The sequence below is a fragment of the Arthrobacter sp. Soil764 genome (assembly GCF_001428075.1).
GTDB lineage: Bacteria > Actinomycetota > Actinomycetes > Actinomycetales > Micrococcaceae > Arthrobacter.
This window is the reverse complement of sequence record NZ_LMSI01000020.1, coordinates 200,548-213,133: the sequence shown is the minus strand read 5'-3', so window position 1 is coordinate 213,133 and position 12,586 is coordinate 200,548. Positions and strand designations below refer to the sequence as shown.

At 65.2% G+C, this 12,586-nt stretch carries 13 protein-coding genes and 1 tRNA gene; 4 read left to right on the top strand and 10 right to left on the bottom strand.

What is annotated here, in order from left to right:
* The first annotated feature begins 34 nt into the window (after positions 1-34).
* Positions 35-1,270 carry an MFS transporter gene (locus tag ASG86_RS12395; protein ID WP_056335471.1) on the top strand — a complete coding sequence of 412 codons (1,236 nt, stop codon included), beginning with the start codon at positions 35-37 and terminating at the stop codon, positions 1,268-1,270.
* A gap of 131 nt (positions 1,271-1,401) precedes the next feature.
* A complete protein-coding gene (locus ASG86_RS12390; protein ID WP_026265760.1) occupies positions 1,402-1,905 on the top strand; it encodes an Lrp/AsnC family transcriptional regulator in 504 nt (167 codons plus the stop codon).
* Positions 1,906-1,939: 34 nt separating this feature from the next.
* Here ASG86_RS12390 and ASG86_RS12385 read toward each other — a convergent pair whose 3' ends face one another.
* Entirely contained in the window at positions 1,940-3,187 is a 1,248-nt protein-coding gene (locus ASG86_RS12385; RefSeq protein ID WP_056334534.1) for an MFS transporter, read from the bottom strand.
* Between the two features lie 168 nt (positions 3,188-3,355).
* On the opposite strand from ASG86_RS12385, the gene ASG86_RS12380 reads away from it, so the two are divergent.
* Together ASG86_RS12380 and corA are read left to right on the top strand one after the other, a co-directional pair.
* Complete coding sequence (locus ASG86_RS12380) at positions 3,356-3,850, top strand: Lrp/AsnC family transcriptional regulator (protein WP_200946258.1); 495 nt, start codon at positions 3,356-3,358, stop codon at positions 3,848-3,850.
* Positions 3,851-4,846, top strand: coding sequence for a magnesium/cobalt transporter CorA (corA, locus tag ASG86_RS12375; RefSeq protein ID WP_056334524.1), 996 nt, complete (start codon positions 3,851-3,853; stop codon positions 4,844-4,846).
* Here corA and ASG86_RS12370 read toward each other — a convergent pair.
* The 9 genes from ASG86_RS12370 to galU all read right to left on the bottom strand — a co-directional run bounded on the left by ASG86_RS12370 (position 4,824) and on the right by galU (position 12,521).
* A complete protein-coding gene (locus tag ASG86_RS12370) occupies positions 4,824-5,579 on the bottom strand; it encodes a Pr6Pr family membrane protein (protein ID WP_056334521.1) in 756 nt (251 codons plus the stop codon). The two genes, corA and ASG86_RS12370, sit on opposite strands and share 23 nt — an antisense overlap.
* Before the next feature lie 63 nt (positions 5,580-5,642).
* Positions 5,643-5,795, bottom strand: a complete 153-nt coding sequence (locus ASG86_RS20545; protein ID WP_110541234.1) for an LPXTG cell wall anchor domain-containing protein — start codon at positions 5,793-5,795, stop codon at positions 5,643-5,645.
* Between the two features lie 96 nt (positions 5,796-5,891).
* Positions 5,892-6,128: a hypothetical protein gene (locus ASG86_RS12365; RefSeq protein ID WP_056334517.1), complete on the bottom strand. Its 237-nt coding sequence runs from the start codon at positions 6,126-6,128 to the stop codon at positions 5,892-5,894.
* A gap of 458 nt (positions 6,129-6,586) precedes the next feature.
* Complete coding sequence (locus tag ASG86_RS12360; protein WP_056334514.1) at positions 6,587-6,799, bottom strand: hypothetical protein; 213 nt, start codon at positions 6,797-6,799, stop codon at positions 6,587-6,589.
* A 316-nt stretch (positions 6,800-7,115) separates the two neighbouring features.
* The gene (locus ASG86_RS12350) at positions 7,116-9,326 is read right to left on the bottom strand and encodes a S8 family serine peptidase (RefSeq protein WP_056334509.1); all 2,211 of its coding nucleotides are present in this window, start codon (positions 9,324-9,326) and stop codon (positions 7,116-7,118) included.
* Positions 9,327-9,757: 431 nt separating this feature from the next.
* Positions 9,758-9,830 (bottom strand) — tRNA-Ala (locus tag ASG86_RS12345).
* Positions 9,831-9,961: 131 nt separating this feature from the next.
* Positions 9,962-10,885, bottom strand: a complete 924-nt coding sequence (locus ASG86_RS12340) for a hypothetical protein (protein ID WP_082566799.1) — start codon at positions 10,883-10,885, stop codon at positions 9,962-9,964.
* A 105-nt stretch (positions 10,886-10,990) separates the two neighbouring features.
* Positions 10,991-11,611, bottom strand: a complete 621-nt coding sequence (locus tag ASG86_RS12335; RefSeq protein WP_056334506.1) for a GNAT family N-acetyltransferase — start codon at positions 11,609-11,611, stop codon at positions 10,991-10,993.
* A 4-nt stretch (positions 11,612-11,615) separates the two neighbouring features.
* A complete protein-coding gene (galU, locus tag ASG86_RS12330) occupies positions 11,616-12,521 on the bottom strand; it encodes a UTP--glucose-1-phosphate uridylyltransferase GalU (RefSeq protein ID WP_056334504.1) in 906 nt (301 codons plus the stop codon).
* Positions 12,522-12,586 lie beyond the last annotated feature (65 nt).

The following is a 12,586-nucleotide window of genomic DNA, read 5'->3' as shown; positions in this document are numbered from 1 at the left end:
GAGGCATCCATTGCCGGACGGCTACGCTGGCTTGATGCCACAGAACGCGAGCCCCGGCACCCAGGCTTCCCCCGCCTGGAACGGCCATCCCAAGGGGTCGCGGTCCTACGGGCGGATCCTGGCCGGCCTGTCCTGCGCAGGCGTTGCCACCTTTGCGCAGCTTTACTCCACGCAGGCGGTCCTGCCCCTCCTGGCGGCCGATCTTCAGGTCACCGCCGCCGAGGCTGCCCTCACCATCTCCCTGGCCACCGTCGGGCTGGCTGCCACCGTCATTCCCTGGTCCTTCCTGGCGGACAGGATCGGGCGCGTAAAGGCAATGATGTGGGGCATCTCGGCAGCCACCGTCCTGGGACTGCTGGTGCCGCTGTCCGCCAGCTTCGGCATGCTCCTGGTCCTGCGGCTGCTGGAGGGCATGGCACTGGGCGGCATCCCCGCCATCGCCATTGCCTACCTCAACGAAGAAGTCAGCAAAGCCCACGCCGCGCTTGCAGCGGGAAGCTATGTTGCCGGCACCACGTTGGGAGGACTGTCCGGCCGGCTTGTGGCCGGTCCCGCCGGCGAACTCTGGGGCTGGCGGTCGGCAGCCCTGGCCGTTTCCCTGCTGGCGACCCTTGCCGCCGTCGCCTTCCTGGTCCTCGTGCCGAGGGCCCGGGGATTCGTCCCGGCCCGCGCCGGCTTCCGCAGCGCCACCCGGACACTCGGAGGACATCTCCGGAACATCCGGCTGCTGGCCCTGTACGCCCAGGCCTTCCTGATGATGGGCGGATTCGTGGCCGTCTACAACTACCTGGGCTTCCGGCTCTCCGGCGCCCCGTTCGGGCTGCCCGCTACCGTGATCAGCCTGATCTTCCTGGCCTATCTGTCCGGCACCTTCTCCTCCCGCTGGGCAGCGGGAATGACTTCCAAGTACGGGCGCCGGAACGTACTGCTGGGTGGACTGGCCCTCGCCGCCGGCGGACTCGCCCTGACCCTCACCTCCTCCCTGGTGCTGATCCTCACCGGCCTGGTGGTGTTCACCGGCGGATTCTTCGCCGCCCACAGCATCGGGTCCGGCTGGACTGGAGCCATCGCCAGCACCGGCCGTGCGCAGGCGGCATCGCTGTACAACCTGGCTTACTACATGGGATCCAGTCTCCTGGGCTGGGCCGGCGGCCTGGTCTTCCAGGCCTGGGGCTGGAGCACACTCGCCGGAGCCGTGATTGTCCTGGCGTGCCTCACCGCCGCAACTGTCGCCGTCGTGCATTCGGGTCCGGAAACTGCCGCTCGCTGACCCTGGCCCGAATTAAGCGGCTTCAGCGGCGGCGGGCATGGTGTGGATCTTCGGCAGGACGCGGGCCGGTGGTGCCGTTGGCGGAGATACCGCGTCTAGGATGAACCAAGGACCGTGTGGAAGGAACCCCAGTGAGTACGAATGCCAGGAACACCAGGCCCGGGGCGCACCTGGAGCCGCTGGATGCCATTGACGAGCGCCTCCTGGCGGCCCTCGTGGCAGATGCCCGGATCTCCAACAAGCAGCTCGCCGAAATGGTGGGGATTGCGCCCTCCACCGCTTTGATGCGCACCCGGGCCCTGTCCGAGCGCGGCATTGTCCAGGGCTATGAGGCAAAACTGAGCCTGTCTGCCATCGGCAGGTCAGTGCAGGCCCTGGTGGCCGTACGGCTCCGCGCCCATGACCGGGACCAGATTGACCGCTTCACTGCCCGCGTGCCGCACCTGCCCGCCGTGCTGTCCACCTTCCACACCTCAGGTTCCGTGGACTATCTGCTGCACATCGCCGTCGGAAGCACCGAAGACCTGCGGGACTGGGTCCTGGACAATCTGGCGACCGACCCCGTGGTGGGGCACACCGAAACCACACTGGTTTTCGAACACATCCAGGGCAACCACGGCCCGCTTCCGGACTAGTTCATCCCCGGACAGGGCGCCAGCATCAGGCGCCTTACCTCTGGCTTCCCTCCCGGGTTAACGAGGCGGTGAGCGTGGCGGCGGACAGGGCGAGTGCCGCCACCCCGCACAGGAGGACGAAACTCTGGACAGCCGCTGCCATGCCGAACACGGCACTGGCCCAGCCCAGGCCCAGCACCGGCGCCGCGCTCCCCAGGTACGTAATGACGTAGACGGTGCTGATGATCTGCGCGTGACGGGCCGGCTCCACCCTGGCTGCCACGTCATTGAAGACGGTCCGGAACGCAATGCCCTGCCCCAGGCCAGCGGTCACTGCAGCGGCAACCAGCAGCATTGGGCTGTGCCAGGCGCCGGCGGCACCGAGCAGCATGACGGAGACGCCGAGGACAGCCAGCCCGGCGGGAACGGCCAGGCGGCCCCGCAGGGTCACCAGCTGGCTCAGGGCCGACGCCCCCAGGGGCAGGCCCGCCAGCACGCCAATCAGCGGCCGGGAGTCCGTGCCCAGGACCTGCGCGAAGTAGCCCGGAGCCAGTGAGAGCGAGAAGCCAAACACGGCAAAGCTCAGGAAGCCGACGCCGGACGCCAGCCAGAAAGCACCCCTCGCCTGGCGGGAAACGGAAGGGCGCCGCGGAGCCAGGGCGTGCAGCGGCCGGGACACTGCCGGCACCATAATGGCCGGGCGTGCGCGGATCAGGTACAGCGGCACCAGGAGTGCGGCAAGCAGCAGCGAGTGGACGACGTAGGGAGCGGTGGTGGCGCCGGGAAGCAGCGAGAGCAGCCCGCCGATGACCGGGCCCGTCGCCACTCCCCCGGAGGATGCCAGGAGGGTAAAGCGTGATGCCCATTCCGGCCGGGACGGGAGCAGTTCGCGCAGGGCCGCCGCGCTGGCGCCCGTGGCAAGCGCAACCGCGGTTCCCTGCAGCGCACGTCCGGCACACAGGGCAACCAGCGTGCCGGCTTCGGCGAAGATCCAGCCACCCGCCAGGCCGGCGAGGACAGCAACCAGGAGTGCGGCGCGGCGGCCGATATGGTCCGACCAATGCCCGGCCAGCAGCAGCGTCCCCACCAACGCCAGGACATAGCTGGCGAACGCCGCCGTTACCTCGAGGCTGGACAACCCCAGGTTGGCCTGCAGCAGGGGGTACAGCGGCGTGGCAAGGTTGGCGCCCACAAGGAGCATGAAGATGACCGCCCCCGAAATCACCAGCCTGGCCGTAGTGGTGGCATTCCACCCGGCAGGGGCCGCTGCCGGGCGCATGCGCAGTTCGCTGAAGACCGTCATGGTGCCGCCTTAGGGTCGCCGCGGCAGGTTGTCCTTGTGGGAGCCCGGCACGGATACAACTGTGATGGTTCAACAGTGCGGCACCGCTGCTACTTATCGCCGGGTCTGAAGGGATAATTGATCAAAATCATCAAGTTTTGGACCCCTGAGTGATGGAGAGTGACGATCTTGAACAAGTTGGACCCCACGGACCTGAAGATCCTCCTGGCCCTGATCCGGGATCCGCGGATCCAGATCGGCGAGCTCAGCGAGTCCCTTGGCATCGCCCGCAATACGGCCCAGTCGCGGGTGCGCCGCCTGCTGCGTACCGGGGTGCTGCGTCCGGGCGGACGCGAGGTTGACCTGGAGGCCGTGGGCTACGACGTGGTGGCTTTCGTTACCATCGAGGTCTCGCACCGGGAACTCGACGGCGTGGTGGCAGCGCTGCGGCTCATCCCTCAGGTCCTGGAAGTCCATGAGATCTCAGGCCGCGGCGATGTCTGGTGCCGGGTGGTGGCCACGGACACCCACAATCTCCAGTCGTCCCTCCGGCAGGTCCTGAGAATCAAGGGCGTCATCAGGACCGAGACCGTTCTCGCCCTGCACACCCACATCCCATACCGGACCGAGCCCCTCATCAGCGGCCTCAGCAATGCGTCAGTTCCGGCGGCTAGGATTTCCTGAATGACCATCATCGATAACGCCGTCTATGTCAACGGCGTCCGCCACGCAGAGCCCGACAGTCTTGAGCAGACCTTCGAGACCCTGTCCCGGCACGGCGGGATGGCCTGGATTGGTCTCTACCGGCCCACCGCGGAGGAAATGGCTGCGGTGGCCAGCGAGTTCGGGCTCCACGCCCTTGCCGTGGAGGATGCTGTTTCGGCCCACCAGAGGCCCAAACTGGAGCGTTACGACGACAACCTGTTCACCGTCCTGCGGCCGGCGCGCTACGTGGATGCCAATGAAACCGTAGAGTTCGGCGAACTGCACGTCTTCACCGGAAAAAACTTTGTGGTGACGGTACGGCATGCCGAAACCGCCGGCGTTGCCCGGGTGCGGCAGCGGCTGGAAGGACGGCCGGACCTCCTCAAGCATGGGCCCGAAGCTGTGCTCTATGCCCTGCTGGACCGGGTGGTGGACGACTACGCGCCGGTGGTGGCGGGGCTGGAAAACGACATTGACGAGATTGAGGACCAGCTGTTCAGCGGTGATTCCTCGGTGTCCCGACGCATTTACGAACTGGCGCGGGAAGTCATCCAGTTCCAGCGGGCCATCCATCCCCTGCCGGAAATGCTGGACCAGTTGAAGCGCGGGTTCGAAAAGTACCAGGTGGAAAGCGAACTGCGGCACAGCCTGCGCGACGTGGAAGACCACGTTGAGCGGGTGATCTCCCGGGCGGACTCCTTCCGGGATTTGCTGCAGAACGCATTGACCCTGGACGGGACACTCACCGCAAACAGGCAGAACGAAGCCAGCGCCGAGCAAAACGAACAGGTCAAGAAAATCTCATCCTGGGCGGCCATCCTCTTTGCGCCCTCGTTTGTGGCGGGCATCTACGGGATGAACTTCGACAACATGCCCGAACTCCATTGGTCCTTCGGCTATCCCTTGGCGCTGGTCCTCATGGTGGCAGCAGGGGCCCTGATGTACGGCATCTTCAAGAAGAAGGGCTGGCTCTAGGGATTGCGGCCAGGGCAGTCTTTCCGGTTGCCAGCGCCACCCGCGCATTGCCCGCGGCGTGCACCAGGAAGGAAACCACCAGGAAGGCGATGAGCACCTGGCCGGTGGCACCCAGCACCCTCAGCCAGCCGCCGTCGAGCGTTGGGTCGAGGAAATCGTAGACGTACCACCCATCGAGCCCACCGCGGATCCATGAGAAGGCAAGGAAAGCCACGGGGTAGCCCAGCCAGGCAAGCGGCCGCCACCAGGGACCGCGGACCGTCCGGGTGACAAGGATCCAGTCAAGGGCTGCCAGCAGCGGGGCCAGGCGGTGGTGGGCAACCTGCGGCCAGTACAAATCCCAGGTCCACCATGGCTCTTCCGGTGGAGCCACAAGCACGATGTAGATGATGCCCGTCATGACCAGGTACAGGACCAGCGCGCCGAACATCTGGTCCCACCACAGTGGCAGCCGGGTGCGCCGCCGCGCCCCTGAAATGATCAGGACAACCCCGAACACCAGATTCCCCTGCACGGTGAATTCCGAATACAGCTGCGGGATGTCCACGTCATTGCCGGGCAGGGTGGCGTCGAAGGTCTTCTGGACGATTGCGGCGAGCACGATGAACCCCACGAGGATCCGGATTGCACGGATCCATGGGCGGTCGGGGTGCAGGGCACGGTTGAAAGCGAAATTCTGCCGCACCGGCGGAACCAGTACTGGGAGGCGGCCATCCTTCTCGGTGAGGCTCATGGAGCAAGCGTCATGCCGGACGTGGGAAAAAGACAGGGTCCTTCGGCAGTAACGCGGTGACGGTCAGGCGTTGGTTCTGCGCTTCAGCCAGCCCCAGACGCCGGTGGCGACGAAGAGGACCAGGCCGATAATAGCGAGCCAGATAAGGCCCTTCACCACGAACCCGACGATGGACAGGATGAGCCAGATGACAAGAAGTCCGATGATGATTCCCATGGGCCCACTCTAAGCGGGCCGGGCTGGAATGGATGGGCATCAACCAGCGTTTCGCCGACCCGTCTGCAGTTCGGGAGACACAAACCCCTGTGGCTTTTAGTGGCTGGCCGACAGTACAGTGCCGGCCCGCTCACCGACCTTGCCCTCGGCGGTGATACCGAAGATTTCCAGCCGGACGTCCTTATCCCGTTGGATGTCTGTAAGCGTGAGGGAGCGCGCCGCCTTTTCAACCCTCCCAACCGGGAGTCCGTTGACCGCCACGGCCCACGAATCCACGGCTGAGTCACTCGACTCCCAGCTGACTTTCACTTCTGAGCCGTCGGCAGAGATCACCTCGGCCCTGACGTTGGATGGCGGCGCGAGGGGATGCCGTTGGGACCGGCGCCCCCGATATGGACTGGAGTCTTCAAGGTGTGGGCACTCCTCCCGCCGTCTGCTCTTGCTCGACGCCGGCAGCGGTGGAGACCGGCGCCGGCCTGCCGGGGGCCTGCGTCCGGTCGGCGTGGGGAGCGGATGGGGCGGGTTGGGCCGGTCCTGCATTCTGTGCGCACCCTGCAACCAACATCAGTGATGCCGCTGCCATGGTCCATCCCGTTGTCCTGCCCGATACCATGAACTCCCCCAATGATCGGTGCCGTTGCACCCGAACCTACGCGGATCTGAGCGAATAATCCCGCGAAGGGCGCCTTCGTACACAGGATAAGCGCGGGAAAAGTATCCTTCCACGCATTGGATGGCGGGTATGTCCCCGGGGCCGGGGTGAGGGGCCTTTGCGTAGGCAACCGCGGCTGTCAGGGGTGTGCGTTGACCATCTTCGAACGGATAAAATCCTGGTCCTCGCGGGAAACCAACGCCTGGCCGTGCTGCCCGGTCGCAAGGTCCTCTCCACACTCCTTGGAGATTAACGAGGTGATAGTCCGGGGGAGCATTTGGCATCCAGGATTATCGAGCAGCCACTTCTGCGTGGCGTGGTCAAGGTTGTCCCAGCGATCTTTGAGGTTCATAAGCTGATGAAGTCTCCGTGATTGAGGCCGAATGGCGCGCGCCCCGATGCCCGCACCAATGACCCAGTCAATTGGAACCCTGGCCCGGCCGACAGGGACTAAAGTCCCGGCTCCTGATGTGGTGCCGCTGCGATTCCTTGTGTTCCTGCCTAGGCTGTCCATCGTGAGGGTTTCGAAGACCGATATGCTCGCCGGGCTGCCGGCCGAGCTGGCCCGCGCCATTGTGCGGAAGTTCCGCAGCCGGCAGATGGAGCCTTGAGGTCCCCCACCATTTCCTCGAAGTTGTCCATTGTCAGGAGCCTATGTCCCACTGTTGTCAGGAAATGTAGGAGCCGCCCGGGCTCCAGTGGATGATGCCGCCCTGGTAGTTCTGTGCAACCCTCCCGTCATTTCCCGTGGCATACTCGTCGCTTGTCGGGTAGCCCAGGCGTCCCGATTCGAATCCTGTGGAGGCCCAGATGGAGCGGATGCCGCCGACGGACATGTGAGCTCCGGAGGCGGGCGACCAGATGATGGCGCCGCCCTGGTAGTTCTGGTAGACGCCGCCGTCGCGAAGCCCTCCGACTTCGTCGGTGACCGGGTATCCCAGTCGGCCGCCCTCAAACCCGGAGGCCGCCCATTCGCCGCGGATAGCTCCTGTTGAGATGTGCGCTCCCGTGGTTGGCGACCAGATGATGGCTCCAGCCTGATAATTCTGGTAGACGCCGCCATCGCGGAGGCCACCTACTTCGTTCGTTACGGGGTAGCCCAGGCGGCCGTTCTCGAAACCCGTGGCTGCCCAGAGGGCGCGGATGGACCCGACCGAGACATGCGCTCCGGTGGCTGGTGACCAGATGATGGCTCCGCCCTGGTAGTTCTGATACACGCCCCCATCCCGCAGCCCAGCGACTTCGTCGGTCACCGGGTACCCGAGGCCACCGCTCTCAAATCCGGTCCCTGCCCAGACGCCGCGGATCACGCCGGTTGAGGTGTGCGCCCCCGACGCCGGCGAGTAGAGGATGCATCCGTGCTCGAAGCACTGGTAGCCGCCGTTGTCCCTGAGCCCGTAGACCTCTCCGGTGGTAGCCGCCCCAAGGGCGCCATCCAGGGACGCTGCCTTGACGGCAATCGGCGTCTGCGGGGCCTGAAAGACGACGGCCGCAGAGGCATCGATCAGGCCGGCGCCGCAGCCTCCTGAGCAGGGTCCTGGAAGGGGCCTGGCCGTTGCCTTGAGCTTCGCTTCGATCCTGGCTGGTGTCAGGGAGGCGTCAGCGGCCTTCATCAGGGCGCCCACTGAAGCCGCCATCGGCGAGGCCATCGAGGTACCCATCAGGTAGCCGTAGGCCTCTGCGCCGGGGAAGGTTGTTCCGGCGTTGAAGGTGGAGAGGATCCCGGCCCCGGTGTCGCCTCCGGGGGCCACGACGTCTACCGCGGTGCCGAAATTTGAGTACGAAGCCTTGGCCCCGGTCTGGCTGGTGGCGCCGACCGTGATGACGTTGTTGCAGTTGGCCGGTGCGTTGTTTGCGGCGGGCTGGTTCTCGTTTCCGGCAGCCACGAAAACAGAGGAGCCGCGGCCCACGGCGCCGTCAATGGCAGCCTGCAGCGTGGACGGGCAGGCCGACGTTCCGCCGACGCTCAGGTTGATGGTTTTCGCGGGGTTGGCGTTGGCGGGAACGCCGCTGACGGTTCCTCCGGAAGCCCATGTGATGCCGTCAGACACGTCCGAGAGGTAGCCGCCGCAGTCACCAAGCGCGCGTATCGGCTCGATCTTCACGCCGGGAGCCGCGCCGCTGACTCCCTCAGCGTTATTGGCCACGGCGGCAATGATCCCTGCGACGTGGGTTCCGTGCCAGGAAGAGTTGGTGGATGAGGTTGAACCGCAGGCACCTGGGGCACGGTAGTCGCCCGGGTCGGAGGCGTCTGCGTCCCTGCCGTCGCCATCACCTGAAGACGTCACGTCGGCGATCATGTCGTAGCCCGCAATGACGTTCGCGTTGAGATCGCTGTGCGCCGTGATGCCGGTGTCGATCACCGCGACGATTTGCCCGGCCCCCGTGGTTTTATCCCAGACCGACGGGACCCGGATCCCGACGCTGGGATCGGACAGAGCCCACTGCTTGGAGTAGTAGGTGTCGTTGGGTGTGAACGACGGATGCATGAGGACGTCGGGCTCCACAGATGCAACCGTGTCATCTGCTGCGATGCTTTCCAGCACGCGCCGGGACTCCTCCATGGAGAGCTTACGGCCTGCTTTGACCACCTTGGCATCATTGGCCGTGGCTTTGATCTCCCTGACGCGGATGGCGGCAGCGTTGGAAACCTTCGCGTAGGTCTTCTCCCGTTCTGCGGTGCTGCCGGCGACGGAGGGCTTGAAGTTCACGATGAACTGGTCGGTGGGCAGCTGGGCGTCCGGCGATTTCGCTGCTGTCGAGGGGCCGGGCAGGACCGGCTTGTCTGCTGCCCCGGCGGCCGGCGCAATGGCAGTGCCGGCAACCATGGCGGCCAGGACCAACCCTATGGCCCTGTTGTACGTGTGTCCTTTGGTCATGCCAGTCCTCATGCGCAGATTCACTTCCGTTGGCCTCCCAGATCCACCAGCGGGCTTACTAAGGCTTGTACCCGATTTCAGGACTACATAAGCAACAGCTGCCCTGCGCGAAGGTTTGGTTCTAGTGCGGCCCCGCGTTCTGCGTCAACTCGGCCAGCTATTCCCAAGTAGCACCTTCCAATTCGATCTGGACACTAACGCTCAGTGATGTAGGATCTGGACGTTGGAGCCCTGCCGATCTGCGGTGAGGACAACCGGCTCAAGGGCATGGTTACTGACCGCGACATCGTCATCAAGTGCTTCGCCGAGGGTGGTGACCCGCGCACGGCAAAGGCCGGCGACTTTGGTCAAGGCAAGCCGGTGACTGCAACCAAGAAGACCAGCGGAGTTGGCCCCAGGCCTCTTCACGGCGCAAGAACCCCTACAAATTGTGGAGCTAAGGAGATTCGAACTCCTGACCTCTTCGATGCGAACGAAGCGCTCTACCAACTGAGCTATAGCCCCCGAAGCGGCCGCAACCTGGATTGTGCTCCAGGAAGGTGCTGAACCGGTGTCCCTAGGCTACAAATTTTCCCGGCCCAATGCCAATTGGCGCACTGGCCGCCTGCCCGGAAGATGCGGGCCGCCGTCGGGCCCTATGCGCGGCGGCGCTGAAGAACGTCGTCGAGGTTGCTCAGGGCGCTCTGTGCCTTGGCCAACTGCTGGTCGCTCAACTGCTGCGCTTCCGCGGCCTCTGCTGCCTGGACGCCGGCAGCCCCCTTCTTCAGTGACGGCTTGCCAACCGCCTTGGGCGCGTCAGGAAGTTCCAGCGGCTGGGGCTCAGGGCGCTTCGCCTTGGCGGCCTCCACGTAAACGGGCTTGGGGACTTCCACAGGCTCCCAGGGGGTTCCCGCGGGAGCGGCCGAAGCCGCCTGTGCAGCACTGGCGTCGCCGGCAGCCACAGCGACGGCGAGGGCTGCTTCGCGGAGCTCAACAGCCGTCAGCCGCTTGATCTTGGCCTCCCCTGCCTCGGCGTCGAAAAGCGGGCTCTCCGGCCGGGCCGGCGCAGCCTCGGGCTTCGGCGGAATAGCTTCATCCATTTCCGGACGGCGTGCAGGGGCACTCATGGCGGCGCGGAACGCCGCATCGACTTTTGCTTTACGGTCCCGGACGGCGAGGAAACGCAGCAACGCCACCGAGCCAACGGTCAGCACCGTGCAAAGGAGCGGAAGGGCAGCCGTACCAATGCCGAACGCTGCCAGGACACCTGAGATGAAAGCAGTGACCAGGGAGAGCAGCCCCACAAGGGCCAGCGCGGTCCGCCCATAGCGGATGCGGAACTGGGCCGGAGGTGGTGTGCTGGCAGTGCCGGCACCGGATGCCGGGCTCTTCCTGGATTCCATGGCTTTCTCCTGCTGGGCGGCGACGTTCAAGACCAGGCCGGTGGGCGGTTCCGGCCCCTCCTCGGCGGGGGCGTCTGCCCGGAACTCGCCGGCGGGCTGGAACTGGTGCCTGCGGTTCCGGAGGACGTAAGGGGCAACCCAAACAATCCAGAGCGCGACGGCAACCACAAGGATCACTGAGCTGCTAAGGGGGAAGTCCACACTCAAAACCGTATGAGCATCATGGCTGCTCAGGCCGCATTACCGGCGGTGTGTCGTCCCGCCGGCGGCAAACCGTTGGATTTATGACCGGCGCGAGGCCAACCAGGGCCTCAGCAGGCCCTCCGGGACTTCTTCGGCGGTAAGTGCGAACGAACGGTGGTCCGCCCACTGGCCATTAATGTGCAGGAAACGGGGCCGGTACCCTTCGTCCCGGAACCCCAACTTCTCCACCACCCGCAGGCTGGGTCCGTTTTCAGGCCGGATGTTGATTTCCATCCGGTGCAGGCCAAGGGCGCGGAAGCAGTGGTCGGTCACCAGCGCCACCGACGTTGGTGCTATCCCGCGTCCCGCCCGCGCCTGGTCGACCCAATACCCAAGAGTTGCCATCATGGCCGAACCCCAGACAATCGAGGACACCGTCAGCTGGCCCACAATGGCAGGGCTCCTGAGGCCCGGACTCCACTCGGTTATAACGAAGGGAAGCGCCGTGGCCTGGGCGGCCTGCACTTTGAGCGACCGGACCATATGCCGGTAATCGGGCAGCCCGCCGGACGGGTCCGGGTTGGAGGCCTCCCATGGCTGCAGCCACTCGCTGTTCCGCGAGCGCACCTCCATCCATTCCTGTTTGTCGCGGTACCTGATTGGCCGCAGAACCAGATCACCGCACTCCAGCGTGACCGGCCAGATGGGACCACTGCGCATGGCGCTACCGGGAAAGGTCCGCGGTGAAACCTGGCAGCCACTCCCGCAGGCCCGGGCCCAGGTCGTCGCTGTCGATGGCGAGCTGTATGCAGGCCTTGAGGTAGCTGAGTTTGTCGCCGGTGTCGTAGCGCCGTCCCCGGAACACGACGCCGTACACGCCATGCCCCGCCCCGTCACCGGAGGCGAGTTCCTGGAGGGCATCCGTCAACTGGATCTCCCCACCCCGCCCCGGCTCTGTGTGCTCAAGGACCTCGAACACGGCTGGGTGCAGGACGTAGCGCCCAATCAGGGCCAGGTTGGACGGCGCTTCCTCTGGGGAAGGCTTCTCCACCAGGCGGTTGACGCGGACGTAATCTTCGCCGTCGATCTCCTGGATGTCAGCGCATCCGTAGGCGCTGATCTGTGAGGGTTCCACTTCAATGAGGGCGACGACGGACCCTCCCGTTTTCGCCTGTACGTCGATCATGGTGCTGAGCAGTTCGTCGCGGGCGTCAATCAGGTCATCGCCCAGCAGGACGGCGAAGGCTTCGTCACCCACGTGCTGTTTTGCGCGGAGCACCGCATGGCCCAGACCGTGGGGGTCGCCTTGCCGGACGTAGTGGATGTCGCCAAGCTGGCTGGCGGCCTGGATGGCAGCAAGCTTCTCCGTGTCCCCTTTGTCCTGGAGGGTGGACTCAAGGGACGGAACGCGGTCAAAGTGGTCTTCCAAGGCCCGCTTGTTCCGGCCCGTAATCATCAGAACGTCATGGAGGCCCACGTGGACGGCTTCCTCCACCACATACTGGATGGCAGGCTTGTCAACGACGGGAAGCATTTCCTTGGGCATGGCTTTGGTGGCAGGCAGGAACCTGGTGCCCAGGCCCGCGGCGGGAATGACGGCTTTGCGGACTCTGGGGTTACTGGTGTTCACCGGACTAATCTAACGTCAGTCAAGCATTTCAGTAACCACCGGCGCGGCAGGCACGCATGAGGGGC

Excerpts from the sequence above, each read along its gene's own strand:
- ASG86_RS12370 (WP_056334521.1), bottom strand. The coding sequence starts at position 5,579 with ATGAGCCTCACCGAGAAGGATGGCCGCCTCCCAGTACTGGTTCCGCCG.
- corA (WP_056334524.1), top strand. The coding sequence starts at position 3,851 with ATGACCATCATCGATAACGCCGTCTATGTCAACGGCGTCCGCCACGCA.
- ASG86_RS12335 (WP_056334506.1), bottom strand. The coding sequence starts at position 11,611 with ATGCGCAGTGGTCCCATCTGGCCGGTCACGCTGGAGTGCGGTGATCTG.
- ASG86_RS12350 (WP_056334509.1), bottom strand. The coding sequence starts at position 9,326 with ATGACCAAAGGACACACGTACAACAGGGCCATAGGGTTGGTCCTGGCC.
- ASG86_RS12385 (WP_056334534.1), bottom strand. The coding sequence starts at position 3,187 with ATGACGGTCTTCAGCGAACTGCGCATGCGCCCGGCAGCGGCCCCTGCC.
- ASG86_RS20545 (WP_110541234.1), bottom strand. The coding sequence starts at position 5,795 with ATGGGAATCATCATCGGACTTCTTGTCATCTGGCTCATCCTGTCCATC.
- ASG86_RS12360 (WP_056334514.1), bottom strand. The coding sequence starts at position 6,799 with ATGAACCTCAAAGATCGCTGGGACAACCTTGACCACGCCACGCAGAAG.
- ASG86_RS12395 (WP_056335471.1), top strand. The coding sequence starts at position 35 with ATGCCACAGAACGCGAGCCCCGGCACCCAGGCTTCCCCCGCCTGGAAC.